This is a genomic window from Cupriavidus sp. 05N39 (assembly GCF_056397325.1).
Window position 1 is genome coordinate 211,342 of the sequence record NZ_JBFTNE010000004.1, and the last position, 26,426, is coordinate 237,767.

A 26,426-nucleotide genomic window follows, 5' to 3' on the forward strand; every position below is an offset into this window, starting at 1 on the left:
CGCCCGGGGGTGGTCTTTTTGGCGCCATCGGGCAGGCTGGCCGCCCGGGTGTGGTCAAATATCGACTTTGCGTGACGTGCACCAATCGATGAGGATGGATCCAGGGTCCCCGCGTACCAGGCCCGCCGGCTTTGTCGCCGCCTCCGGCGCAGAGCCGGGGGCGGCGGCCGCGCTGCGCCGCCTGGCGTGTCCGTTGCTGGCGGCCCTGGCGCTGTCCGCGGGGCCGGCCGCTGCCGCCTACAAGGTCGAGGTGGAGGCGCCCAAGGCGATCAAGGAAATCCTGCAAGACCACCTGGACCTGTCACGCTACAGCGCGCGCGACGACATCTCGCCGGACCAGTTCAACTACATGGTCGAGACGGTTGGCGAGCAGGTCCGCCAGTTCACCTCCACCGAAGGCTATTTCGATCCGCAGACCACCGCCAAGGTGGAAGGCAGCGGCGATAAGCGCACCGTGACCATCACGGTGGACCCTGGCGCGCGCACCGTGATCCGTGCGGTCGACGTTAGCGTGAGCGGCCCCGCCGCCACCCAGTCGCCGGAGCAGATTGCCGAAATCCGGGCCAAATGGGGCCTGCCGGTGGGCGAGCCGTTCCGGCAGGCGGACTGGTCCAAGGCCAAGGAGGACGCCCTGGTGGAGTTGCAGAGCCATACCTACTACGGCGCCCGCATGACCGGCTCGCAGGCGCGCGTCGAGCCGGACGAACATGCGGCGGACCTCAGCGCGCGTTTTGCCAGCGGCCCGGCATACCGCATGGGACCGCTGAAGATCAGCGGGTTGCGGCGTTATCCCGAGCAGATCATCCGCAACGTCAATCCGCTGTACGAGGGCGAGCCGTACCGCGTGGAGCGCCTGCTGGAATTCCAGCGGGCAATCCAGAACCAGCCCTATTTTTCCAACGTGCAGATCGACCTGGGCCAGCAGGAGTCGACGGATCAGGGCAAGGTGACCGAGGCGGGCACGGCCAGCGACGCCGAGCCAAAGGTCGACATGAACGCCGACAAGGTCACCGTGCCGGTGTATGTGCGCGTGCGCGAGTATCCCGTCAACCGGCTCTCGAGCGGCGTGGGCTACACCACCGATACCGGCGCCCAGGTCGAAGGCCGCTATTCCTATTACAACCTGTTCAACCGTGCCTGGGTGTTCGACTCGCAGGCACGCATCGAGCAAAAACGCCAGTACGTTTTCGCCGAGATGGCCATGCCGCCCGATAGCAGGACGTACCGCAACAGCGTCTACAGCAGCTACGAACGCACCATCGACCTGGAAAGCACCGACCTGACCAGCCTGCGCACCGGCCTGAAGCGCTCCCGCTCGCGCGAGAATTACGACACCACCATCTCGCTGGACTATTACTACGACAACCTGCAGCCCTTCGGCGAGCCGAACCAGCTCAGCCGGGCGCTGGTGCCGGCTTTCGCATGGACGCGGCGCGACGTGGACAACCCGGTGTTCCCGCGCCGCGGCAATGTCATCAACACGCAGGTTGGCGTGGCGGCCCAGCACGTGCTGAGCGACGAGACCTTCTTCCGTGTCTATGGCCGTATCCGCCAGTACATCCCGGTGGGCAAACGCGACCTGGTGGTGGCCCGGCTGGAACTGGGCGCCGATATCACCAGAGGCGACGTCACCAAGGTGCCGGCCTCGCTGCGCTTTCGCGCCGGCGGCACCGATTCGATCCGGGGCTACAGCTATCAGTCGATCGGCACGCGCGACGGCGCCAGCGTGCTGCCCGCCAAATACCTCGGCACTGCCAGCCTGGAATACCAGTACTGGTTCCTGCCCGACTGGGGCGCCGCGGTTTTCTGGGACGTGGGGACCGCCACCGACAACCTGACGGGCGTCAAGCTCTACAACGGCGTGGGTATCGGGGCGCGCTGGCGCAGCCCGGTCGGGCCGGTGCAGCTCGATATCGGCTACGGCATCCAGGAGACGCAGTTCCGCCCGCATATATCACTTGGAGTTGCGTTCTGATGGCGATGCGACCCTGCCGGCAGGCCGGCGCCTCCCGTCCACGCAGCCGCAAGGCGTTTGCCGCATGAGTATCCCCGACATGCCTCCCGTTCCCGCCCGCGATGCTGGCGCACCCGGACCGGCGCGTCCGCGCCGGGCGCGCGTCTGGCTCTGGCTGGCGTGGCTGGTGGCGGTGTTGCTCGTGCTGCTGCTGGCGGCGCTGTCGGCCGTGGCGCTGGCCCTGCGCACCGAGGCGGGTACGCGCCAGCTGTGGTCAATGGCCACGCGGCTGTCCGACGGCGCCTTGTCCGGCAAGCTGGAGGGCGGCACGGTGGCCCAAGGCCTGCGCCTGCGCGATGTGGTGTTCGCGAGCGGCGAGACACGCGTGACGGTGGACCGCCTCGATGGCGACTGGTCGTTCAACTGGTCGCCGACCCGCTTGCATGTCAAATGGCTGCGCATCGGTGCGGTGACGCTGCGTTTGCCCCCGGCCCAGCCCGACAGCGCGCCTGCGACGCTGCCCAAGTCGCTCGAGCTGCCGCTGTCGGTGGACGTGGATACGCTCACCCTGGCACGCCTGGCCTTGCTGGAGGGGCCGCCGGCCACGCCCAGCGAGATGGTGTTTGCCGATCTGGCGGGTTCGCTGCACTCCGACGGGCAGCACCATCGCGCCAGCGTGGAACACCTGGTCACGCCGTATGGCAAGCTCGCCGCCAATGCGCAGATCGCCGGCCAGGCGCCTTTCGCGTTGACCGGCGCGGGCCTGCTGGAGGGCAGCTGGGAGAAGGAGTCCTTCAGCATCAGCGCCAGCATGCGTGGCTCGCTCGCCGCCCTGCGCGCGGAAGTCGAGGCCAGCGGCGATCGAATGCGCGGCCGCGCCGGGGCCGACCTGACGCCGTTCGGCAAGGTGCCGTTCACCCATGTGGTGGTCAACGGCGAGCATATCAATCCGCGCCTGTTCAGCGCTTCGGCGCCGCAAGCCAACCTGTCCGTGCAGGCCGAGTTGCGGCCGGTGGACGGGGCGGGCGCACCGGCACCGGCGGCGGCGGTATCCTCGTCGGCGGCTGCCAGCGCCCCGGTTGCAACGGCATCGGCGGTTCCCGCCTCCGCCGCCGGCGCAAAGCCCGCCGGCGCCACCGACGAGGCGCCCCTGCGGGTAGCGGGCGACGTGCGCATCGTCAACCATGACGCCGGCAAGCTCGACGCCGAGCGCCTGCCGGTGGAATCGGTGCAGGGGCACATCGAGGTCAGCGAGACGGCACAGGCGGTGCGCGACCTGCGCGTGGCACTGGCCGGTGGCGGCGAGATCCGTGGCGGCGGCGCGCTGCACGAGGGCCGCGGCGGCTTTGACCTCGACGTGCGCAACCTCGACCCGCAAGCCCTCTATGGCAGCCTGAAGCGCGTGCGTTTGTCCGGCCCGGTGATCCTGCGGCTGGAGCCCGGCCGCCAGAGCGCGGCGCTGGACCTTGCCGGCGGCGAGTTCAAGCTGTTCGCCGATGCGCGCCTGGACGCCGAGGCAGTGACGCTGACCGCGCTGCGCGCCGGCATCGGCTCGGGCACGCTCAACGCCGAGGGCAAGCTTTCGCTCAAGGACGAGCAGCCCTTCAGCTTCAAGGGCAAGCTCACCAACTTCGACCCCGCGCGCGTCGCCACGGTGGCGCCCGGCCGCATCAATGCCGATTTCACTGCCAGCGGGACACTTGCGCCGGAGTTGCGCGTGGGGCTCGATTTCTCGGTGCGCGACAGCGTCTATGCGGGGCTGCCTATGCGCGGCGAGGGCAAGCTGCGCCTGGCCGGCGAGCGCCTGCTGCCGAGCCAGGCCACGATTGACATGGCCGGCAACCAGGCTCAGCTCAGCGGCAGTTTCGGCGCGCGCGGCGACCGCCTGAAGCTGCACGTGGACGCGCCGCAGCTCGAGCGGCTCAAGTTCGGCGTGGCCGGCGTGCTCAAGCTCGATGCCGACGTCACCGGCACCCTGGCGCGGCCGGAAATCGTGGGCACCTATAGCGCCCAGTCGCTGGTGGTGGGCCCGCACCATGTCGCCAGCGCCAGCGGCAGCGCGGAGCTGCGCGGGGGCCTGGATGGCACGCTCGCGCTGCAACTGAACGCACGCGACTATCGCGGCCCGGTTGCCACGCTGCGCACGCTCGACGTGACACTCAGCGGCACCCAGGCCAGGCACAGCTTCGAGCTGAAGACGGCCGGCGCGCTGCACGACAAGCCGATGCAGCTGACGCTGGCGGGGCAGGGTGCCTGGCAGGGCCAGGCCGGCTGGAACGGCACCATCCGCACCCTGGAAGAACGCGGCACCGTCAATGTGCGGCTGATAGCGCCTGCACAGCTGCTGGTGGCCGACCAGCATGTGCGGCTGGGCGCCGCCGGCCTGCAGTTCGAGCGCGCCCGCGTCAATGTGGACAGTTTCGAGTTCGATCATGGCCGCATCCGCACGCAGGGCAAACTCGACGGCTTGCAGGTGGCAAACCTGCTGCGCCTGGCCGAGGCGCTCAGCGGCGAGGCGCCGCCGGTGCGCTCGGACCTGGTGCTGGACGGGCGCTGGAACATCACGCTGGCCGAGACCGCCTCCGGCTTCGCCGAGTTGCGCCGCCGCAGCGGCGATGTCTCAGTGAGCGCGGGTCGGGGCTTCACCACGCTGGGACTTGGCGAGAGCGCGCTGCGCGCCGAGTTTGCCGGCAGCCGCGTCAACCTGCGCGGCGGCGTCGAAGCCGCGCGCCTCGGGAAGCTGGTGGTGGACGCGTCCGCCGGGCTGCTCCAGGACCAGGGCTTGATGACGGTGACGCCGGCTTCCGCGCTGGCGGGCAAGGTGTCGCTGGATGTGCCGAAGATCAAGACGCTGGAAGCGTTCACCGGGCCGCAATACGCGTTCGATGGCAAGCTGGCGGCCACCCTGCAGCTTGCCGGCACGGTCGGCAACCCGTTGCTCACCGGCAATATCGACGGCAGTGGCATCGCTATCACGCTGTACGACCTGGGCATCCGCCTGACCGACGGCATCGTGCGCGTCGCGCTCGATCAGAACGCCATTGAGCTCAAGCAAGTGGAATTCCGCGGCGGCGACGGCAAGATCGTGGCCACCGGCAACGTGAAGCTGGGCGAGACCGATCCCAACCTGACTGGCAAGATCGTGGCCGACAAGCTCCAGATCTTTGCCAGCCCCGAGCGCACCCTGATCGTTTCCGGCGATGCCAGTATCGTGAACGAGAACCGCCAGATCGTGATCCGCGGCAAGTTCCGCGTGGACAGCGGCCTGTTCGACCTGCCCAAGGCCGGTGCCCCGGAGCTGGGCGACGACGTGGTGGTGGTGCGCCGCCGCGACCAGCGCGAGATCAAGACTGCCGCCACGCCCGTGCCGGAAACCAGGCCGGCCAGCCGCTTCAGCCCGCTGATCGATCTCACGCTCGACCTGGGAGACAACTTCCGCTTCCGCGGGGCCGGCGCGGACCTGCGCCTGGGCGGCCAGCTCGGCATCAAGAGCGCGCCGCTGACCCCCCTGCGCGCCACCGGCACCATTCGTGTGACCGACGGCACCTATGAAGCCTTCGGGCGCAAGCTGAACATCGAGCGCGGCATCGTCAATTTCAACGGTCCGGTGGACAATCCCAACATCAATATCCGCGCCATGCGCCGCAACCAGGAGGTGGAGGCCGGCGTGGAGGTGACCGGCACGGTGCGCCTGCCGCGCGTCAGGCTGGTGTCGGAGCCGAATGTGCCGGAGGAGGATAAGCTGTCATGGCTGATGTTCGGTTATGGTGCCGAATCCGCCGCCGCCGGACAGCAGAAGCAACTGGGTGGCGCGGCCCTGGGCGGCGCTGCGCTGGGGATGATCGGCGGGCGTGCCGGCAAGGGAATCGTGCAGCATTTCGGCATCGATGAGTTTTCCATCGGTCCGAGTACCGCGGGCCTTAACGACCAGCAGGTGGTAAGCGTGGGCAAGGCCGTGACCGAGCAGATCTCGGTGGGCTATGAGCAGAGCCTGACCAGTGCTTCCAGCGTGTTCAAGCTGACCTGGGCATTCTCGCGGCGCTGGTCCCTGGTTGCCAAGGGTGGTTCGATCAGTGGCCTGTCCCTGTTGTTCAACCGCCGCTTTGACAGTTGGGGCAATCTGTTCACCGGCGCGGGCGGCCGCGCCAGATCCGAAGGGAGCCAGACCGATGGCAGCAATGAAATCAACAGCAAAACCGGCGACGATGCCCCCCGCGGTGCCACCTCGGATGCCGCGCCTGCGCGGCCCTGAGGGGCAACGCTATCGCCCCCCTTCAGATACTGCCGCGTCGTACCGACGCCTTGCCGCCATGGGACTGATTTCCTCCGTGCTTGCCCTGTTCGGGTGCGACCAGCAGAAGGTCGACGAAGCGATGAAGAAGGCGGGTGATGCCGCGCGCTCTACCTGGAACTCGGTCAAGCCCGATAGCCAGCTGTTCAAGGGCATCGTGGTCGGCGAGTCGGGCGAGGAGGACGTGCGGCGCCAGGCCGGGCGCCCGGAGATTGTCTGGGAAGAGGATGGGGGCGGGCGCCGCCTCGAATACCCGCGCGGGCCGGAGGGCGGCACTACCTGGATGGTGACGATCGGCGCAGACGGCAAGGTGCGCGCCATCGAGCAGGTGCTGACAGCGGAAAACTTCGCGCGCGTGCGGGCCGGAATGAGCCGCGACGACATCCGCCGCCTGCTGGGCAAGCCCACCAAGGTGGAAGCCTTCGCGCTCAAGAAGGAGGAGGTCTGGGGCTATCGCTGGTGGGAAAGCTCGCAGGAGAAGGCCTTCTTCAACGTGCATTTCAATGCCGACGGCAAGGTAACCCACACCTCGCGCAGCGACGATCCCTCCAAGATGCAGGGCGGCTAGCCCACTACGGGCAGCGGGGCTTGCTGGCGGCGCGGCGTCAATCGACGCCGGCGCCGTTGCGGCATTGGCGGATCAGCGCGGGCGCGCCTCACCGCCTCGGTACATCAGCGGATACGCATGCCCGGGACAGCGCCTTCGTGCGGCTCCAGGATCCAGAGCCCGGGCGTGGCCTTCTCGTCCGCCGCGGAAGCGGCCAGCACCATGCCTTCGGACAGGCCGAACTTCATCTTGCGCGGCGCCAGGTTGGCCACCATCACGGTGAGCTTGCCCACCAGCTGTTCGGGCGTGTAGGCCGACTGGATGCCGGAGAAGACGTTGCGCGTCTTGCCTTCGCCCAGATCCAGCGTCAGCTGCAGCAGCTTGTTCGAGCCTTCCACCTTCTGGCATGCCACGATCTTGGCGACGCGCAGGTCGATCTTGGCGAAGTCGTCGATGGTGATGGTCTCGGCGATCGGCTCGATCGAGGCGGCGGCATCGTCCGCCGTGGCGGCGGGGGCGGTGGCTTGCAGCGAATCGCGGTTGGCGGCCAGCAGGGCATCGACCTGCTTGGCATCCACGCGGGTCATCAGGTGCGAGTACGGCTGCACCGGACGCGAGGCCGACAGCTGCTTGTCGATGCCGCGCCAGTCCAGCGGCTCGATATTGAGGAAGCGCTCAACGCCCGCGGCCATCTGCGGCACCACCGGCTTGAGATAGACGGTGAGCAGGCGGAAGGCTTCCAGCGAGACCGAGCAGGCGGCGTGCAGGGCGGCACGCCTGGCTTCGTCCTTGGCCAGTTCCCACGGCTTCTCGGTGTCGACGAAGGCGTTCACTGCATCGGTGAGTTCCATCACCAGGCGCAGCGCCTTGCTGTACTCGCGGCCTTCATAGAAGTGCGCCACCTGCGGCGCGGCTTCACGCAGTTGCTTGAGCAGCGGGTGGGCCAGCGCGGCGTCGTCCACCACGCCATCGAAGCGCTTGACCAGGAAGCCGGCAGCGCGGCTGGCGATATTCACGTACTTTCCGATCAGGTCGCTGTTCACGCGTGCGATGAAGTCGTCGAGGTTGAGGTCGAGGTCTTCCATGCTGGCGTTGAGCTTGGCGGCGAAGTAGTAGCGCAGCCACTCCGGGTTCATGCCGGTATCGACGTAGCTCTGCGCGGTGATGAAGGTGCCGCGCGACTTGCTCATCTTGGCGCCGTCGACCGTCAGGAAACCATGCGCGAACACGTTGGTGGGCGTGCGGTAGCCCGAGAAACGCAGCATGGCCGGCCAGAACAGCGTGTGGAAATACAGGATGTCCTTGCCGATGAAGTGGTACTGCTCGGCGGTGGAATGCGGGCCTACCCAGGCGTCGAAATCGATGCCCTTCTTCTCGGCCAGGTTCTTGAAGCTGGCGTAGTAGCCGATCGGCGCATCCAGCCACACGTAGAAGTACTTGCCGGGTGCCCCGGGAATCTCGAAGCCGAAGTACGGCGCGTCACGCGAGATGTCCCAGTCCGACAGCGTCGAGGCCTCGCCTTCGGCGCCAAGCCATTCCTGCATCTTGTTGGCCGCTTCCGGCTGGGCCAGGTCGGCCACCCACTCGCGCAGGAAGGTTTCGCAGCGCGGGTCGGAGAGCTTGAAAAAGTAATGGGCGGAAGATTTGCGCACCGGCGTGGCGCCGGACACCACCGAATACGGGTTCTTCAGGTCGGTGGGCACGTAGGTGGTGCCGCAGACCTCGCAGGAGTCGCCGTACTGGTCCTTGGCGCCGCACTTCGGGCACTCGCCCTTGATGAAGCGGTCCGGCAGGAACATGTTCTTGACGGGGTCGTAGAACTGCTCGACCTCGCGTTCGGCAATCAGGTCTTCGGCCTTCAGCGCCAGGTAGATCTTCTCGGAGAGCTGCTTGTTCTCGTCGGAGTCGGTGCTGTAGTAGTTGTCGAACGACACCATGAAGCTGTCGAAATCGCGCTTATGCTCGGTCCACACGCGGTCGATCAGCTGCTTGGGGGTGATGCCTTCCTTTTCGGCCCGCAGCATCACCGGGGTGCCGTGCGTATCGTCCGCGCCCACGTAGTACACCTCGTTGCCCATCATGCGCTGGAAGCGCACCCAGATGTCGGTCTGGATGTACTCCACCAGGTGGCCGATATGGATCTGGCCGTTGGCGTATGGCAGGGCAGATGTGACGAGGATGCGACGTGCGGTCATGGAAAAATTGCCGGTCAGGAGGGGGTTGGACAGTAAGGCGGGGGCGCCGCCGCGAGAATCAGGCGGGCACCGTGAGAGGGCTATTCTAGCAAGCGGGGCAGGCAGCGCGTGCACTCCGGCAGGGCGGAGCGGGAAGAGAGTGCTGCAAGTGCCTGAAAAGGCACTGAAAAACATCTGGGCAAAAAAAGCGCCGGTTAGTACCGGCGCAGCTTTCCACAACGGAAAAGGAGGAGAAATCAGGTACCGCCCGGGAGGTCAGCCACCCATCGCGAGCCAGCAACGGTGACAAGCGGTACCTGTTTCTATGACAGCATCATCGCTGAATTGGTTTCAAATAAATTTCGACCCGGCGATTTTGTGCGCGACCCGCCTCAGTGGCGTTGTCCGCCAAGGGCTGGGTTTGCCCCCGGCCTTCGGCTGCCAGGCGGGTCCGGGCCACGCCGCGGTCACCCAGATAGGTCGCCACGCTCTGCGCGCGGCGCTGCGACAGTTGCATGTTGTAGCTGGGATTGCCCGTGCTGTCGGTATGGCCGACCACGGTGGCGGAGACGTCCTGTTGCTGGGCAAGGGTCTGCGAAACCTGGTCCAGCACCGAGCGGAACGAGGGCTTGATGGTGGCGCTGTCGGTGTCGAAGGTTACCTGGCTCGGGATATTTACCTTCAGCGAGCCATCCGGCTGCTCGGTGATCTGGGTCCCGGTGCCGGCAGTGTCCTTGTTCAGCTTGCCGCGGATCGCGTTCCAGTTGTAACCCGTAGCTCCGCCGAGTGCCCCGCCTACCGCCGCGCCGACGAGCGTGCCGGTAGTGTTACCGCCGATCAGGTTGCCCAGGCCGGCACCGACCGCAGCGCCCACACCGGTTCCGACCGCGGTCTGCGTGCCTTGTTCTGTAGCGCAGCCGGCGGCAAGAATGGCGACAACGGCAAGGCTGGCAAGCTTGAATTTCATGCTTTCTCCTTCAGGACGGATCTTGTTGAGATGATTGTTGAAATGGTGTGAGCTACACCACTAGAAATAACGCGGACGGCACGTGAACACAAGAGTCCGGGCGGTATTCCGCTGGCGTGCGTTCCTGGCGCACTACAATAAGGAGATGAAGCCGGGTGCACAAGTCTGTTGCTGTGACAGTTGTAAGTGCGTGTAATTCCACGCCCGCGTGAGGGGCTTGTCGTCCGCGCGCCACCCGCCGCCTGCGCTTCGCTCATACTTTGATACAGTACGCGCCTTCCCCATATTCAGTAGCGGAGATTGTCTTGAGCCTCACCGTCGACCAGGTTACCGAAGTCCTGCGCACCGTGATCGACCCCAACACGGGCCGGGATCTGGTGTCTACCCGCTCTGCCCGCAACGTTCGGGTCGAAGGCGGCGATGTGTCGCTTGAAGTCGAGCTGGGCTATCCCGGCAAGAGCCAGCTGGAACCGATCCGCAAGCAGGTGGTTGCTGCGCTGCGGCAACTGCCGGGCGTGACCAATGCCAGCGTGGCCGTCAGCATGAAGATCGTCGCGCATGCCGTACAGCGCGGCGTCAAGCTGCTGCCGGGCGTGAAGAACGTGATCGCCGTGGCGTCGGGCAAGGGCGGGGTGGGCAAGTCCACCACCGCCGTCAACCTGGCGCTGGCATTGTCCGCCGAGGGCGCCCGCGTGGGCATGCTCGACGCCGACATCTACGGTCCCAGCCTGCCGATGATGCTCGGCATCGACGGCCGCCCGGAGTCCTCCGATGGCCAGACCATGGAGCCGCTTGAAGGCCACGGCCTGCAGGCCAACTCCATCGGTTTCCTGATCGAGCAGGACAATCCCATGGTGTGGCGCGGCCCGATGGTGACCTCGGCGCTGGAGCAGTTGCTGCGCCAGACCAACTGGCACGATCTCGATTACCTGATCGTCGACATGCCGCCGGGCACCGGCGACATCCAGCTGACGCTGTCGCAGAAAGTGCCGGTTACGGGCGCCGTGATTGTCACGACGCCCCAGGACATTGCCTTGCTGGACGCCAAGAAGGGCCTGAAGATGTTCGAGAAGGTGGGGATTCCCATTCTCGGCCTTGTTGAGAACATGGCGGTCTACTGCTGCCCGAACTGCGGCCACGTCGAGCATATCTTCGGCGAAGGCGGCGGCGAGAAGATGTGCGAGGACTACGGCGTGGAGTTGCTCGGCAGCATGCCGCTGAACCGTTCGATCCGCGAGCAGGCCGACACTGGCCGCCCGACTGTGGTGTCCGACCCTGACAGCCCGATCGCCGAGCTTTACCGAGCCATGGCGCGCAAGGTGGCCGTGAAGGTGGCCGACCGTGCCCGCGACATGACCAGCAAGTTCCCCAGCATCGTGGTGCAGAACACCTGAACGCCATGGGCACGCCAGCCGATCCCGCCGCAGGCATCCCGGCCACCGGGGCCGATGCTGTGCCCGCTGGCCGGCCCGGCGTCACCATGGCCGTGGTGATGCGCCGCGTGGCGCTGCGCAGCCCCTGGCAACCGTGGAAATGGGAACTCGACGCCGTCCTGCCCGACCTCGGCGAGTTCGGTGCCGTGCCGCACTGCCTGGCGCAGGACGAGTATGGCGCGCGCTGGCTGTATCCAGGCTACGGCGTCACGCTGTTCCGCGATGAGGCGGAGGGGTATTACCTCAACCTGACCTCCACCGCGCCCTGCTGGTTCGTGCTCTGGCGCATGGCGGAGGAGGGCGGCCAGGCCGCCGTCCCCGCATCGGACGATGGCGAGCCGTTGCCGCTGCCGGTCACCGTGACACTCTCCTACAACGAGGCCGGACGCTGGCTCGATGCCGGCGAAACCGTCGAGAATGTGCCGCTGGCGCCCGAGCAACTCGACTGGCTGCGCGCCTACGTGGCAGAGCATTACCGCCCGGAGCCCAAGAAACGCCGCCGCCCGGAATCGTTCAAGGCGCCGGAGGACCGGGCGCGCTACTGATGCAGGCTGGTACCGCATGAGCGATGACACTTTCCTGTCGCGCTGGTCACGCCGCAAGGCCGCGGCGCGCCAGGGGCAGCCGCTGGCGCCCGAGCCGGCGCCACCCGTGCCGGCCGAACCGCCAGCCCCCGCTGACCGGTGGCAGGTGGAACCTGCCGCGCCGGCCGAGCCCCTTCCCACGCTTGCCGACGCCGCCTTGCTGCAGCCGGGCGACAGCATCGCGCGATTCGTGGCGCGCGGCGTAGACGAAACCGTCAAGCGCGCCGCGCTCAAGACCTTGTTTGCCGATCCGCATTTCAATGTGATGGACGGGCTCGATATCTACATCGACGACTACAGCAAGCCCGACCCGATTCCCCTCGATGTGTTGCGGCGCATGCGCCAGTCCGAGACGCTGGGCCTGTTCGCGCCGACCGACGACGAACTGGCTGCGGCACGCGCGGCGGAACAGGCGCCGGATGCGCCCGGAGCTGCGGTGCCGCAGGCGGAGCAGGCCAGCCCTGGCCAGTCCGCGACGCCGGAGCCTGTGGATGCCGTGCCGCCTGAAATGCAGGGGGGCGCGCAAGAACATGGTGGCGATCCAATCGCACCCACGCCAGTCGCGGCCGGGCCCGGTTTGCCGGGCACGGAGCGCCAGACGGACGATTCCGCCCCAGGCAAACACGCGTAGCCGCTGCCGCCGCGGCGGCCTACAATGGGCTTCCCCCCACAATTCGCCGGCCGCAAGACTCCTTAAAAAGGGAGCAACCACGCCGGCCAGCCGCATCGCCATGCCGACGCTGATTTGCAATTGCAACGACACCATGCCGCTTGACGGGGCGACGCTGTCGGGCAATGGTTCCACGACCGCAGGCGGCACCAGCCCGCCGCTCAAGGTGCACCACTTGCTGTGCCGCCGCGAAATCGGCGACTTCACTGCCGCGCTCGATGGCACGGACGATGTCATCGTGGCCTGCACGCAGGAGCGCGCCTTGTTCACCGAGGTAGCTGCCCGGCGCCAGGCCGAAGGCACCATGACGGCACCGGTGCGCTTCGTCAATATCCGGGAAACCGGCGGATGGTCGCAGGGGGCGCGGCGCGATCCCAAGACCGCCAACGCCAAGATCGCCGCGCTGCTGGCCGCTGCCGCGCTACCCGATCCGGAGCCGGTGCCCGTGGTGGACTACCGTTCGGGCGGAGCCGTGCTGGTGCTCGGCCCGGCCGCCCGTGCCATGCCCTGGGCCGGCAAGCTGGCCGAATCCGGCATGGAAGTGTCGGTGCTGCTGGGCGGCACCGGTGAGGCCATGGGCGCAGCCACTCAGCCCGCCTCGCGGGACTTCCCGGTGCACAGCGGCAAGCTGGTCAAGCTCGGCGGCTGGCTCGGCGCCTTCGAGGCAAGCTGGGAGACCGGCGCGGGGCGCGGCAACCCGATCGACCTGGATCTTTGCACGCGCTGCAACGCCTGCATCGAGGCGTGCCCCGAGGACGCCATTGATTTCAGCTACCAGGTCGACCTGGACCGTTGCCGTTCCCACCGCGCCTGCGTGAAGGCTTGCGGGGCCGCCGCCGCGATCGACTTCGATCGTCCCGTCAAGACCGCCACCGAGCGCTTCGACCTGGTGTTCGACCTGGCCGATACGCCGGCCTTCACCATGCACTCGCCGCCGCAAGGCTACCTCTACGCCGGCGCGGATCCGGTGCGTCAGCAGGCGCAGGCACTGGCCCTGGTCCAGATGGTGGGCGAGTTCGAGAAGCCGAAGTTCTTCCAGTACAAGGAGAAAATCTGCGCGCATGGCCGCAACAAGACCACCGGCTGCACGGCCTGCATCGATATCTGTTCCACCGAGGCGATCCGCTCGCAATGGCATGACGGGCGCGGCCGTATCGAGGTCACGCCCAACCTGTGCATGGGCTGCGGCGCCTGCACGACGGTGTGCCCGACCGGCGCCATCAGCTACGCCTACCCCAAGCCGGACTATCTCGGCGAGCGCTTGCGCACGCTGGTTTCGGCCTACCGCGCCGCAGGTGGCCGCGACGCCGTACTGCTGCTGCACGGCGAGGAATACGGTAACGCTCCCATCCTGGCGCTTGGCCGCGCCGCGCGCGCCGGCCAGGCGAGGGGCATGCCGCCCAATGTGATACCGGTGGCGCTGTTCCATCCGGCCGCGAGCGGACTTGAATTGTGGTTGTCTGCCATTTGCTGGGGCGCCAGCCGCGTCGCGGTGATGTTCACGGGCGACGAAGCGCCGCAATATCGCACGGCGCTGGTAGAGCAGATGGCGGTAGGACAGGCGATTCTCGCGGGCCTTGGCTATGAGGGCGAATGCCTGTCGCTGGTGGATGGCCCTGATGCCGCCACGCTGGATGCGCAACTGGCGCAACTGGCRCAATCGAGCAGCCGGCCGGCGCTCCCGCCGGCGCTGTTCCATGCCGCGGCGGCCAAACGCGAGACGCTGGATTTCGCGCTCGACTACCTGGTGCGCAACGCGCCGCGCTCTCAGGCAAGCGTGCCGCTGCCGGCCGGGGCACCGTTGGGTGCGGTAGCTGTCGATACCACGCGCTGCACGCTTTGCATGGCCTGCGTCGGTGCTTGTCCCTCGCAGGCCTTGCGCGATAATCCCGAGCGTCCGGTGCTTGGCTTCCTGGAACGCAACTGCGTACAGTGCGGCCTGTGCGAAAGCACCTGCCCGGAAGATGCCATCACCCTGGTGCCGCGGCTGCTGACCGGCGAGGACGCGCGCCGCACGGTAACACTGGCCGAAACCCAACCCTTCCATTGCATCCGCTGCGCCAAGCCGTTTGGCACCGCGCAGATGGTGCATGCCATGCTGGCCAGGCTCGCGGACCACCCCGCGTTCGCCGGCGAGGCTGCCGAACGCCTGAAGATGTGTGGCGACTGCCGCGTCGTCGATATGATGGAAAAGAGCAGCGGCACCCCAAGCGGTACCGTGGTGCGGTAGTACAGCCGGTGGGACGCAAGCGTGCCTTGCCGCGTGAGCGGCAAGGCGCGCTTGCGCCGGCCAAGTCAGCAATCCGGTCTCCCGGTACCCTTGAGAACCATCACGAAATGACAGATTTCCAGCCCATCCAGCTGATTCCCCCGGTCATCGAAGCCACGGCCAATGCCGAGGACACCGCCCGCGCTGACCTGTACGGTCTGCTGGCCACGCTGTTGTATCGCGCGCCAGATGCCGCGCTGCTGCACCATATCGCCGCCAACCGCGCCATTGGCGAGGACGCCGCGACCACGCTGGGCGAAGCCTGGAATGATTTGTGCGATGCAGCATCGATCGCGACGGCCGCCGAGACGGCCGACGAGTACCAGGAATTGTTCATCGGCGTGGGCAAGCCGGAAGTCCTTCTCTACGGCTCCTACTACCAGACCGGTTTCCTCAACGAACGCCCTGTGGTGGCGCTGCGAGACGACCTGGCACGCTATGGCCTGGTGCGCCAGGACAATGTCAGCGAGACAGAGGACCATATCGCCACGCTGTGCGAAGTGATGCGTTTCCTGGTGGCGGGCGAGGATGCGGGTGTTTCCAATCTCGCAGAGCAGCAACACTTCTTTGCGCGCCATGTTCAGCCATGGGTGGAGACGCTTTGCGATGCCATGGCGGCGCATCCGCAAGCCCGTTTCTATGTACAGGTAGCCGCTTTGCTGAAAGCCTTCATGGCGGTCGAGGCGATCGCGCTCGACATGCGCTGAGCCTTCAAGGCGGATCGCCGGGATCGCCGGAAGGAGGCCGCCTCGCCTGCCACCTTGTTTCAAACAAGCCGGGCATGGTATTTTTTAAACGCAGGTATCAGTAAAAACCCGCGTATTGCATGGTCTTTCAGCACATATCAATCTAAAATAGGCAAAAGAATACATAACAGGATTGGTTATCGGCTTTAATCTGCCGAGGAGCCCCACATGAAAGACAAGCAGCCCAGGGTCGCACGCCGTACTTTTCTCGCCGGCACGGGGGTTGTTGCCGCCGCCGGCGCGGCCGCTGCGCTGACCGCGCGCGGACCGGCCATGCCCACGCAGGCCGCGGCCATTCCGGATGTCACGCCCGGCGACGGCGAGGGCTACCGGGTTACCGAACACATTCGCAAGTACTACCGGACAACGCTGGTGTGAGCCGAGTCGCGTCTTGTGCGCGCCCGTTCGACCTCGTTTCCATCCAGGGGTGATACATGATCTTGACCCGCAAGCGCGCGGCGCAGGGCAGCGCATCCTCGCAACTGGCCGGCACCGTGGCCGGGCATGCCACCGGCAGGCTATCCGACCGCCTGGCCGCCGGCCTGGCTGGCGCGATGCCCACCATGGACCGCCGCAGTTTCCTCAAGCGCTCCGGCATCGGGGTGGGGGCGGGTCTGGCGGCCTCGCAACTGACGCTGTTGCGCCATGCGGACGCCGCGGATGCGCCGGGGAGCGGCGGCGAGGGTAAGAGCAATATCGTGGTGCGCCGCACCGTCTGCGGCCATTGCTCGGTGGGTTGCGCGGTCGATGCGGTGGTGCAGAACGGCGTATGGGTACGCCAGGATCCGGTCTTCGATTCGCCGATCAATATGGGCGCGCACTGCGCCAAGGGCGCCGCGCTGCGCGAGCACGGCCATGGCGAGTATCGCCTGAAGTACCCGATGAAGCTGGTGAACGGCAAGTACCAGCGCATCGGCTGGGACCAGGCGCTCGACGAGATCTCCGCCAGGATGAAGGAGATCCGCCAGCAGACCGGGCCGGACTCGATGTTCTTCGTCGGCTCCTCCAAGCACAGCAACGAGGGCGCTTACCTGCTGCGCAAGTGGGTGTCGTTCTTCGGCACCAACAACACCGACCACCAGGCTCGCATCTGCCACTCCACCACGGTGGCCGGCGTGGCGAATACCTGGGGCTACGGTGCGATGACCAACTCGTACAACGATATGCAGAACGCCAGGGCGGCGCTGTATATCGGCTCCAACGCGGCCGAGGCGCACCCGGTATCGATGCTGCACCTGCTGCACGCGAAGGAGAATGGCTGCAAGGTGATCGTGGTCGATCCGCGCTATACACGCACGGCGGCCAAGTCCGATTACTACGTGCGCATCCGTTCCGGCACCGACATCGCCTTCCTGTTCGGCGTGCTGTACCACATCTTCAAGAACGGCTGGGAAGACCCGAAGTATCTCAACGACCGCGTCTACGGCATGGACAAGGTCAAGGAGGAAGTCCTCGCCAAGTGGACGCCGGACAAGGTCGAGGAAGTCTGCGGCGTGCCCGAGGCCCAGGTCCACCAGGTTGCCGAGATCATGGCCAAGAACCGCCCCAGCACGCTGGTGTGGTGCATGGGCCAGACCCAGCACACCATCGGCAACGCGATCGTGCGGGCCTCCTGCCTGGTGCAGCTGGCGCTGGGCAATATCGGCGTGTCGGGCGGCGGCGCGAATATCTTCCGCGGCCACGACAACGTGCAGGGCGCCACCGACGTGGGCCCCAACCCCGACTCGCTGCCGGGCTACTACGGCCTGGCCACCGGCGCGTGGAAGCATTTCGCAGCGGTGTGGGGCGTGGATTACGAATGGATCAAGAAACAGTACGCCTCGCAGGCGATGATGGAGAAGTCCGGCACCACCGTATCGCGATGGATCGATATCGTCACCGAGAAGCCCGACCTGATCGATCAGGACAACAACGTCCGCGGCGTGTTTTTCTGGGGCCACGCACCCAACTCGCAGACGCGCGGGCTGGAGATGAAGAAGGCCCTCGACAAGCTCGACCTGCTGGTGATCATCGACCCCTATCCGTCGGCCACCGCGGCGATGGCCAATATGCCGCCGGCCGAAGGCGACAAGGTCAACCCGAACCGAGCGGTCTACCTGCTCCCGGCCTGCACGCAATTCGAGACCTCCGGGACCTGCACGGCCTCCAACCGCTCGCTGCAATGGCGCGAGAAGGTGATCGAGCCGCTGTTCGAGTCCATGCCGGACCACACCATCATGCAGGCCTTCGCCGATCGCCTGGGGTTTGGCAAGGAACTGTCGAAGAACTTCAAGCTGCTCGAGGTCAAGCGCGCGGGGCGTACCTGGATGGAGCCGGAGCCCGAGTCCATCCTGCGCGAGATCAACGCCAGCAACTGGACCATCGGCTATACCGGGCAATCGCCCGAGCGGCTCAAGTCGCATATGCGCAATATGCAGATGTTCGATGTGCGCACGCTGCGCTGCAAGGGCGGCAAGGATCCGGTGACCGGCTACGACCTGACGGGCGATTATTTCGGCCTGCCGTGGCCCTGCTACGGCACGCCGGAGCTTAAGCACCCGGGATCGCCCAACCTGTACGACACCAGCAAGCACGTCATGGACGGCGGAGGCAACTTCCGCGCCAACTTTGGCGTGGAGCGCGATGGCGTCAGCCTGCTTGCCGAGGATGGCTCATGCTCTAAGGGCGCGGACATCACCACCGGCTATCCCGAGTTCGATCATGTGCTGCTGAAGAAGCTGGGCTGGTGGGATGAGCTGACCGACGCCGAGAAGCAGAAGGCCGAGGGCAAGAACTGGAAGACCGACCTGTCCGGTGGCATCCAGCGCGTGGTGCTGAAGAACCATGGCTGCCACCCCTTTGGCAACGCCAAGGCGCGCGCGATCGTGTGGAACTTCCCCGACCCGATCCCGCAGCACCGCGAGCCGCTGTATTCCACGCGGCCCGACATGGTCGCCAAGTACCCGACGCATGACGACAAGATGGCGTTCTGGCGGCTGCCCACGCTGTACAAGTCACTGCAGCAGCGCAATATCGATAACAAGCTCTATGAGAAGTTTCCCATCATCCTCACCTCGGGCCGCCTGGTCGAGTACGAGGGCGGTGGCGAGGAAACTCGTTCCAATCCGTGGCTGGCCGAACTGCAGCAGGAGAACTTCGTCGAGATCAACCCGCGCGCGGCTTCCGAGCGAGGCATTCGCAATGGCGACTTCTGCTGGGTCAGCACACCCCCCGGCGCGCGCATCAAGGTGCGTGCCCTGGTGACGGAGCGCGTCGGCGTGGATACCGCCTTCATCCCGTTCCACTTCTCGGGCTGGTGGCAGGGCAAGGACCTCAAGGACTACTACCCCGAGGGCGCGATGCCGATCGTGCGCGGCGAGGCGGTCAACACCGCCACCACCTACGGCTATGACGCGGTGACGATGATGCAGGAAACCAAGACCACGATCTGCCAGATCGAACGGTTCGCCTGATTGCGACAGAGACTGAGATCAAGGGCAAGGAACGACCATGGCACGCATGAAATTCATCTGTGACGCCGAGCGATGCATCGAATGCAATAGCTGCGTCACCGCCTGCAAGAACGAGCACGAAGTGCCGTGGGGCGTCAACCGGCGCCGCGTGGTGACCGTCAACGACGGCATCGTCGGCGCCGAGAAGTCCATCTCGGTGGCCTGCATGCATTGCTCGGACGCGCCCTGCATGGCGGTCTGCCCGGTCGACTGCTTCTACCGCACCGACGACGGCGTGGTGCTGCACGACAAGGACGTCTGCATCGGCTGCGGCTACTGCTCCTACGCCTGCCCGTTCGGCGCGCCCCAGTTCCCCAGCGCCGGGACTTTCGGCGTGCGCGGCAAGATGGACAAGTGCACCTTCTGCGCGGGCGGCCCGGAGAAGAACGGCAGCGAGGAAGAGTTCGAGAAGTACGGCCGCAACCGCCTGGCCGAAGGCAAGCTGCCGCTGTGCGCGGAAATGTGCTCGACCAAGGCCCTGCTGGGCGGCGATGGCGACGTGATCGCCGACATCCTGCGCAACCGCGTGATCAAGCGCGGCAAGGGCGGCGATGTGTTCGGCTGGGGGACGGCCTATGGCAACAAGGGCGCCGCGCAGGGAGCCCCGGCCGCGCCCGCGGCACCGCCGCCTGTCGCACCAGCCGCGTCCGGAGCGCAGCCATCATGACCCGCTTGCTCATGATCCTGCTGGCCGCCGGCAGCACCGTGCTGGCCGCCTGCGGCGAACGCCCGCAGACATCCACCGCGGCGCACAAGAAATCCGACGCGGCGGCTTACGAGGGCGCGCCGGGCGATCCCTTCGTGGCCAAGGGCTGGACGCCGGGCGACAAGACCAGCTGGCAGAACCAGATCCACGAGCGCAACCAGAACCAGAACGAATACAACCGCACGCCATGACCCCGGCAACGCGAACCCCGGCCGAGCCGATGGAGGGCATATGAAGCCGACGCTCAATCCTGGCTGGTTCCGCTACCTGGCGGGAGTGGCCTGCGCGCTGGCCTTGCTGGCGCCGCTTGGCGCCGCGCGGGCCCAGGCATCGTCGCCACAGGCCACGCCCGCCACGCCTGCCGCCGCGGTGACTGCCGACGCGAACAATCCGGCCACGCACCCGGTCCAGCCCTTCGCGGGCATCGCGTCGGAGAACATCTTCAATGTGCCCAAGCGCGATATCGCCGCCGAGGCGCAGGCCCAGCAGGCGCGCACGCAATCGCAGCCCGGCAATAACGCGCCGGTGTGGCGCGAGGTGAATTCCGACCAGGCGCACTACAGCAGCCTGCCCGCCAAGGAGGCCGGCGTGCTGATCCAGCGCACCGGCCAGAAGTGGCGGCTGTTCCGCAACGGCGTGATCACGGTCTGGGGTGGCTGGCTGATCGTCGCCGTGCCCGCCGCGATCCTGGCCTTCTTTTTCTGGCGCGGCACCATCCCGCTCAAGACGCCGCGTACCGGCCGCATGATCCAGCGCTTCACGCCGCTGGAGCGCGTGGTGCACTGGACCATGGCGATCTCATTCGTCACGCTGGCGGTTTCGGGCATCGTCATGTTGTTCGGCAAGCATTTTCTGCTGCCGCTGATGGGCCACACCTTGTTCGGCTGGCTGACCTACCTGCTGAAGAACGTCCACAACATCGTCGGGCCGGTCTTCACGCTGGCCGTGATCGTCGGCTTTGTGATCTTCGTGCGCGACAACCTGCCCGCCCGCGAGGACTGGCAGTGGCTCGCCAAGCTGGGTGGGCTCGTTTCCGGCAAGCATGTGCCAAGCGGGCGCTTCAACGCCGGCGAAAAGGCATGGTTCTGGGGTGGGCTGGTGCTGTTCGGCCTGATCCTGTCCGCTTCCGGCTGGGTGCTCGATATGATCGTGCCTGGCATGGATTTCTACCGTGCCACCATGCAGATCGCCAATGTGATCCATGGCATCGCGGCGGTGCTGATGATGGCGATGGCCTGCGGTCATATCTACATGGGCACCATCGGCATGGAAGGCGCCTACCGCGCCATGCGCGACGGCTGGGTCGACGAAGCCTGGGCCAAGGAGCATCACGAACTCTGGTACGACGATATCAAGTCCGGCAAGATCCCGGCGCAGCGGGCGGCCGAGCCGCAACCCGGCGAGCGTGCCRGTGGCCGGGCCAGCACCGGCGAAGCCTGAGCGAACGCGGCGTCGCGCCACAGATCCCGAGGAAGAGGAATCAGACCAATGAAACGCATCCTGCTGCTGCTCGCCCTCGCACTTGGCGGCACGGGCGCCCTGGCCAAGCTGCCGCCCCCTACCGAAGCGCAAAAGCTCAAGGCCGACGAGGCCAAGGCACGTGCAGCCTGGGCCGACAAGGTGGCCGCCTACCAGCTCTGCCGTTCACAAGACAAGACGGCTGCGTACTATTTCAACGATATGAAAGCCAAGGGCAAAGAAGTACCGGCCGGCGCGGCAGCCCCGCCGTGTGCCGATCCGGGACCATTTGTGGCGGCGGCGCCCGCCACCGGGGAAGCCGCCGCTACCGCCGGCGGCCCGTCCACCGCCCCTGTCGCGGCACCTTCGGATCACAAACCGGCCGCAGCGCCGGGCACCGGAGCGGTACAATCGCCCCGGACATCACCGTGAGAGGAGGTTCGGCATGAAGCATGTACGCGTACTTTTCGGTCTGGCGGTAGCGGGAACCCTGGCAGGCGGCCTGGCCGGCTGCGCCGGTACGGGAATGGGAGATGGTTCGGACACCGCCGTCGCCGCGCTGGCATCCAGGAGCGGCACCGCGACGCAGGGCAGCGTGACATTCACCCAGCGCGGCAACACGGTGCTGGTCAAAGCCGATGTGACGGGCTTGCCACCCAATACCGAGCATGGTTTCCACGTGCACGAGAAGGGTGACTGCTCCACGCCCGACGCCATGAGCGCCGGCGGTCACTTCAACCCGACGGCCAAGCCGCACGGATCGATGTCGATGCCCGACCATCATGCCGGCGATATCAACAACCTCAAGGCCGACGCCAGCGGGCGCGCCCAGGCCAGCTTCGAGCTGGCCGACGTGACCGTGGCCCCCGGCCCGAACAGCGTGGTGGGCCGCGCGGTGGTCGTGCATAAGGACCCGGACGACTACAAGACCCAGCCTACCGGCAACTCCGGCGGCCGCATCGCCTGCGGCGTGATCGCCAAGTCCTGACGGACGGGGCAGGGCAGCGCCGCCCGGTCGCGCTGCCCATCCATTTTTCCCCTACCCATGCCCCTGCGTCCCGAACTCACCCATGCTTGCGTTCCCCTGATCGAAGAAGTCGAGGTGGTCGATGAGCAGGGGCGCGTGCGGCCGGCCTTCCTGCCGGGCGAGCGTCCGCTCACGGTCTACCTGGACAAGCGGGAGCTGGTGACGCTGATGACGCTGGGCGGTGCGCCCGAGGCACTCGTGCTGGGCTACCTGCGCAACCAGCGCCTGGTCGAGTCGATCGAGGATATCGCCGCGATCCAGGTCGACTGGGAAACCGAATCCGCCGCCGTCACGACCCGCACGGGCGTGGACCGTATCGAGGAGCGTACCTCCCGCCGCGTGGTGACCACCGGCTGCGGCCAGGGCACGGTGTTCGGCTCGCTGCTGGACGAGGTCGACAATATCCGCCTGCCGGACGACGCCACCCTGGACCAGGAAACGCTCTACAGCATCGTCGATACCATCCGGCTGCAGCAGTCGGTCTACAAGCAGGCCGGCTCGGTACATGGCTGTGCGCTGTTCCGCGGGCGCGAGCTGTTGATGTTCATCGAGGACGTGGGCCGGCACAACGCCGTGGATGCCATCGCCGGCCTGATGTGGCTGGAGGATATGAGTGGCGCCGACAAGGTTTTCTACACCACCGGCCGGCTGACCTCCGAGATGGTGATCAAGGGCGCCCAGATGGGCATTCCCTTCCTGCTGTCGCGCTCGGGTGTGACCCAGATGGGCTACCAGATGGCCCGGCGCGTCAACCTGGCCCTGTTCGCGCGGTGCACCGGACGTCATTTCCTGCTCTATACCGGCCGCGAGCGCTTCCGGCACCAGTTACCGGAGCAGGCTACCGCCTGAGGCGGGGCTCCGGGCCGCCTGTCCCAGCCATGTGCCGCAGGGACGGGTGCTATTGCGGCGGGGGCGCCGGTTTTTGGTTGTACAATGCGGCCCATCGCAAGGCCCCGGCAGGTCCGGCGCGCCTGTGAGCAAATGCGAGCAGTGTTCCCGGTGAGTCCTGACCGCGCCCGAGCCTGCCCTCATTTGTTCATCCCGATACCCCTATGAGCATCAAATCCGATAAGTGGATCCGCCGCATGGCGGAACAGCACGGCATGATCGAGCCGTTCGAGCCCGGCCAGGTACGGGAGGAAGACGGCCGCAAGATCGTGTCGTACGGCACCTCGAGCTACGGCTACGATATCCGCTGCGCCGACGAATTCAAGATATTCACCAATATCAACAGCACCATCGTCGATCCCAAGAACTTCGACGAGAAGTCCTTTGTCGACTTCAAGGGCGATGTCTGCATCATCCCGCCGAACTCCTTCGCGCTGGCCCGCACGATGGAGTATTTCCGCATTCCGCGCAGCGTGCTGACCATCTGCCTGGGCAAGAGCACCTACGCGCGTTGCGGCATCATCGTCAACGTGACCCCGTTCGAACCGGAATGGGAAGGATATGTGACGCTGGAGTTCTCCAACACCACGCCGCTACCCGCCAAGATCTACGCCGGCGAAGGCTGTGCGCAGGTGCTGTTCTTCGAAAGCGATGAGATCTGCGAGACTTCCTACCGCGATCGCGGCGGGAAGTACCAGGGTCAGCAGGGTGTCACACTGCCGAAAACCTGATCGCATACAATGCGCGCGTTGCGGCACGACCGGTAGCACAGCAGGGCGAGCCGGGCCGCGCGCGAAGCCTGAACGTCGAGCCACATGCCGACCCAGGGGGATGAGTCCCCGGGCCATGTGGCTCAAGTCCTTCTTGCCGTCCAAGGATGCCAAATGAAATTCCGCTTCCCCGTCATCATCATCGATGAAGACTTCCGCTCCGAGAACATTTCCGGCTCGGGCATTCGCGCGCTGGCGCAGGCCATCGAGCAAGAAGGCATGGAGGTGATGGGCCTGACCAGCTATGGCGACCTGACCTCGTTCGCGCAGCAGTCCAGCCGTGCCTCCTCGTTCATCGTGTCGATCGACGACGATGAGTTCGTCAGCGAGGACGACCGGCCCGAAGCCGCGGCCATCGAGAAACTGCGTGCCTTCGTCAACGAAGTGCGCCGCCGCAATACCGACCTGCCCATTTTCCTGTACGGCGAGACCCGTACTTCGCGGCATATCCCCAACGATATCCTGCGCGAGCTGCACGGCTTCATCCACATGTTCGAGGACACGCCGGAATTCGTCGCGCGCCACATCATCCGTGAAGCCAGGGTCTACCTGGATTCGCTGGCACCGCCGTTCTTCAAGGCGCTGATCGCCTACGCGCAGGACAGCTCCTACTCGTGGCACTGCCCGGGGCACTCCGGCGGCGTGGCGTTCCTGAAGAGCCCGGTCGGCCAGGTGTTCCACCAGTTCTTCGGCGAGAACATGCTGCGCGCCGACGTCTGCAACGCCGTCGATGAACTCGGCCAGCTGCTTGACCACACCGGCCCGGTGGCGGCATCGGAGCGCAACGCCGCGCGCATCTTCAACTCCGATCACATGTATTTCGTCACCAACGGCACGTCCACCTCGAACAAGATGGTGTGGCATGCCAACGTGGCGCCGGGCGACATCGTGGTGGTGGACCGCAACTGCCACAAGTCGATCCTGCACGCGATCATGATGACGGGCGCGATTCCGGTGTTCCTGATGCCCACGCGCAATCACTACGGCATCATCGGCCCGATCCCGAAGAGCGAGTTCGATCCGGAAACCATCCGCCGCAAGATTGCCGCGCACCCGTTCGCCAGCCAGGCCAAGAACCAGAAGCCGCGCATCCTGACCATCACCCAGGGCACCTACGACGGCGTGCTGTACAACGCCGAGCAGATCAAGGAGATGCTGGCCACCGAGATCGACACGCTGCACTTCGATGAAGCCTGGCTGCCGCACGCGGCATTCCACGACTTCTATCGCAACATGCACGCGATCGGTAAAGACCGCCCGCGCAGCAAGGACGCGCTGGTCTTTGCCACGCAATCCACGCACAAGCTGCTGGCCGGCCTGTCGCAGGCCTCGCAGATCCTCGTGCAGGATTCGGACACGCGCAAGCTGGACCGCTATCGGTTCAACGAGGCGTACCTGATGCATACGTCCACCAGCCCGCAGTACTCGATCATCGCCTCGTGCGACGTGGCGGCGGCGATGATGGAAGCGCCGGGCGGCACCGCGCTGGTGGAGGAAAGCATCCAGGAAGCGATGGACTTCCGCCGCGCCATGCGCAAGGTGGAAGGCGACTACGATGCCGGCAACAACGGCGACTGGTGGTTCAAGGTGTGGGGCCCCGAGGCGCTGGTCGAGGACGACATCGGCGACCGCGAAGAGTGGATGCTCAAGGCCAACGAACGCTGGCACGGCTTCGGCGACCTGGCCGATGGCTTCAACCTGCTCGACCCGATCAAGGCCACCATCATCACCCCGGGCCTGGACGTGGACGGCGAGTTCAGCGATCGCGGCATTCCGGCGGCCATCGTCACCAAGTACCTGGCCGAGCACGGCATCATCATCGAGAAGACCGGGTTGTACTCGTTCTTCATCATGTTCACCATCGGCATCACCAAGGGCCGCTGGAACTCGCTGGTAACGGAGCTGCAGCAGTTCAAGGACGACTACGACCAGAACCAGCCGCTGTGGCGCGTGCTGCCGGAATTCGTCGGCAAGCATCCGCAGTATGAGAAGCTCGGCCTGCGCGACCTGTGCGACGCCATCCACAGCGTCTACAAGGCCAACGACGTGGCACGCGTGACCACCGAGATGTACCTGTCGGATATGGAGCCGGCGATGAAGCCCTCGGACGCCTGGGCCATGATGGCCCACCGCGAGATCGAACGCGTGGCGGTCGACGAACTGGAAGGCCGCGTCACCGCCATCCTGCTCACGCCGTACCCGCCGGGCAYCCCGCTGCTGATCCCGGGCGAACGCTTCAACCGCATCATCGTGCAGTACCTGAAGTTCGCGCGCGACTTCAACAAGCTGTTCCCCGGTTTCGAAACCGACATCCACGGCCTGGTCGAGGAAGAGGTCGAAGGCGGCGGCAAGGCGTACTTCGTGGATTGCGTGAAGTAAGGCAAGTCGATGGAAAAAGGGCCTCGCATGCGCGAGGCCCTTTTTCTTTTCCCCGGCCTCGGCGGGCAGGCC

The 26,426-nt window shown here is 66.2% G+C and carries 20 protein-coding genes; 18 read left to right on the forward strand and 2 right to left on the reverse strand.

Annotation, left to right across the window (positions count from 1 at the left end):
* The first annotated feature begins 88 nt into the window (after positions 1–88).
* The 3 genes from AC1DN0_RS03705 to bamE all read left to right on the forward strand — a co-directional run bounded on the left by AC1DN0_RS03705 (position 89) and on the right by bamE (position 6,813).
* Positions 89–1,975 carry an autotransporter assembly complex protein TamA gene (locus AC1DN0_RS03705; protein ID WP_477111292.1) on the forward strand — a complete coding sequence of 629 codons (1,887 nt, stop codon included), beginning with the start codon at positions 89–91 and terminating at the stop codon, positions 1,973–1,975.
* A gap of 64 nt (positions 1,976–2,039) precedes the next feature.
* Positions 2,040–6,206, forward strand: a complete 4,167-nt coding sequence (locus tag AC1DN0_RS03710) for a translocation/assembly module TamB domain-containing protein (RefSeq protein WP_477111291.1) — start codon at positions 2,040–2,042, stop codon at positions 6,204–6,206.
* 58 nt (positions 6,207–6,264) lie between these two features.
* Positions 6,265–6,813, forward strand: a complete 549-nt coding sequence (gene bamE, locus AC1DN0_RS03715) for an outer membrane protein assembly factor BamE domain-containing protein (RefSeq protein ID WP_477111290.1) — start codon at positions 6,265–6,267, stop codon at positions 6,811–6,813.
* Between the two features lie 104 nt (positions 6,814–6,917).
* Here bamE and metG read toward each other — a convergent pair whose 3' ends face one another.
* Both metG and AC1DN0_RS03725 read right to left on the reverse strand, forming a co-directional pair.
* Positions 6,918–8,987, reverse strand: a complete 2,070-nt coding sequence (gene metG, locus AC1DN0_RS03720; RefSeq protein ID WP_477111289.1) for a methionine--tRNA ligase — start codon at positions 8,985–8,987, stop codon at positions 6,918–6,920.
* Positions 8,988–9,300: 313 nt separating this feature from the next.
* Positions 9,301–9,933, reverse strand: a complete 633-nt coding sequence (locus AC1DN0_RS03725; RefSeq protein ID WP_035863736.1) for a YiaD family glycine zipper/OmpA-like lipoprotein — start codon at positions 9,931–9,933, stop codon at positions 9,301–9,303.
* Between the two features lie 305 nt (positions 9,934–10,238).
* Here AC1DN0_RS03725 and apbC point away from each other — a divergent pair, with 305 nt between their 5' ends.
* From apbC to AC1DN0_RS03800, 15 genes are all read left to right on the forward strand, one after another.
* Positions 10,239–11,327 carry an iron-sulfur cluster carrier protein ApbC gene (gene apbC / locus AC1DN0_RS03730; RefSeq protein WP_035863737.1) on the forward strand — a complete coding sequence of 363 codons (1,089 nt, stop codon included), beginning with the start codon at positions 10,239–10,241 and terminating at the stop codon, positions 11,325–11,327.
* Positions 11,328–11,332: 5 nt separating this feature from the next.
* Entirely contained in the window at positions 11,333–11,911 is a 579-nt protein-coding gene (locus AC1DN0_RS03735; protein ID WP_477111288.1) for a DUF3305 domain-containing protein, read from the forward strand.
* A gap of 16 nt (positions 11,912–11,927) precedes the next feature.
* Positions 11,928–12,581, forward strand: coding sequence for a DUF3306 domain-containing protein (locus AC1DN0_RS03740; protein WP_477102993.1), 654 nt, complete (start codon positions 11,928–11,930; stop codon positions 12,579–12,581).
* 100 nt (positions 12,582–12,681) lie between these two features.
* Complete coding sequence (locus AC1DN0_RS03745) at positions 12,682–14,850, forward strand: 4Fe-4S binding protein (protein ID WP_477111287.1); 2,169 nt, start codon at positions 12,682–12,684, stop codon at positions 14,848–14,850.
* A 107-nt stretch (positions 14,851–14,957) separates the two neighbouring features.
* Positions 14,958–15,596 (forward strand): TorD/DmsD family molecular chaperone, encoded by a 639-nt coding sequence (locus tag AC1DN0_RS03750; RefSeq protein WP_441625022.1) that lies wholly within the window; start codon positions 14,958–14,960, stop codon positions 15,594–15,596.
* A 207-nt stretch (positions 15,597–15,803) separates the two neighbouring features.
* Complete coding sequence (locus AC1DN0_RS03755) at positions 15,804–16,013, forward strand: formate dehydrogenase (RefSeq protein ID WP_441625004.1); 210 nt, start codon at positions 15,804–15,806, stop codon at positions 16,011–16,013.
* Between the two features lie 56 nt (positions 16,014–16,069).
* Positions 16,070–19,087 (forward strand): molybdopterin-dependent oxidoreductase, encoded by a 3,018-nt coding sequence (locus AC1DN0_RS03760; protein ID WP_441625002.1) that lies wholly within the window; start codon positions 16,070–16,072, stop codon positions 19,085–19,087.
* Between the two features lie 37 nt (positions 19,088–19,124).
* On the forward strand, positions 19,125–19,793 hold the full coding sequence (fdh3B, locus tag AC1DN0_RS03765; RefSeq protein ID WP_477111286.1) for a formate dehydrogenase FDH3 subunit beta: 669 nt from the start codon (positions 19,125–19,127) through the stop codon (positions 19,791–19,793).
* A complete protein-coding gene (locus AC1DN0_RS03770) occupies positions 19,790–20,023 on the forward strand; it encodes a hypothetical protein (protein ID WP_477111285.1) in 234 nt (77 codons plus the stop codon). The genes fdh3B and AC1DN0_RS03770 overlap by 4 nt, the downstream gene beginning before the upstream one ends.
* 40 nt (positions 20,024–20,063) lie before the next feature.
* Positions 20,064–21,272: a formate dehydrogenase subunit gamma gene (locus tag AC1DN0_RS03775; protein ID WP_477145544.1), complete on the forward strand. Its 1,209-nt coding sequence runs from the start codon at positions 20,064–20,066 to the stop codon at positions 21,270–21,272.
* A 48-nt stretch (positions 21,273–21,320) separates the two neighbouring features.
* Entirely contained in the window at positions 21,321–21,722 is a 402-nt protein-coding gene (locus AC1DN0_RS03780; RefSeq protein ID WP_441624994.1) for a hypothetical protein, read from the forward strand.
* A gap of 13 nt (positions 21,723–21,735) precedes the next feature.
* On the forward strand, positions 21,736–22,278 hold the full coding sequence (locus AC1DN0_RS03785; RefSeq protein ID WP_477111284.1) for a superoxide dismutase family protein: 543 nt from the start codon (positions 21,736–21,738) through the stop codon (positions 22,276–22,278).
* A 57-nt stretch (positions 22,279–22,335) separates the two neighbouring features.
* Positions 22,336–23,166, forward strand: coding sequence for a formate dehydrogenase accessory sulfurtransferase FdhD (locus tag AC1DN0_RS03790; protein ID WP_477111283.1), 831 nt, complete (start codon positions 22,336–22,338; stop codon positions 23,164–23,166).
* Positions 23,167–23,369: 203 nt separating this feature from the next.
* The gene (dcd, locus tag AC1DN0_RS03795; RefSeq protein ID WP_017230746.1) at positions 23,370–23,936 is read left to right on the forward strand and encodes a dCTP deaminase; all 567 of its coding nucleotides are present in this window, start codon (positions 23,370–23,372) and stop codon (positions 23,934–23,936) included.
* Positions 23,937–24,089: 153 nt separating this feature from the next.
* A complete protein-coding gene (locus tag AC1DN0_RS03800; protein WP_477145545.1) occupies positions 24,090–26,354 on the forward strand; it encodes an Orn/Lys/Arg family decarboxylase in 2,265 nt (754 codons plus the stop codon).
* The last annotated feature ends 72 nt before the right edge of the window (positions 26,355–26,426 follow it).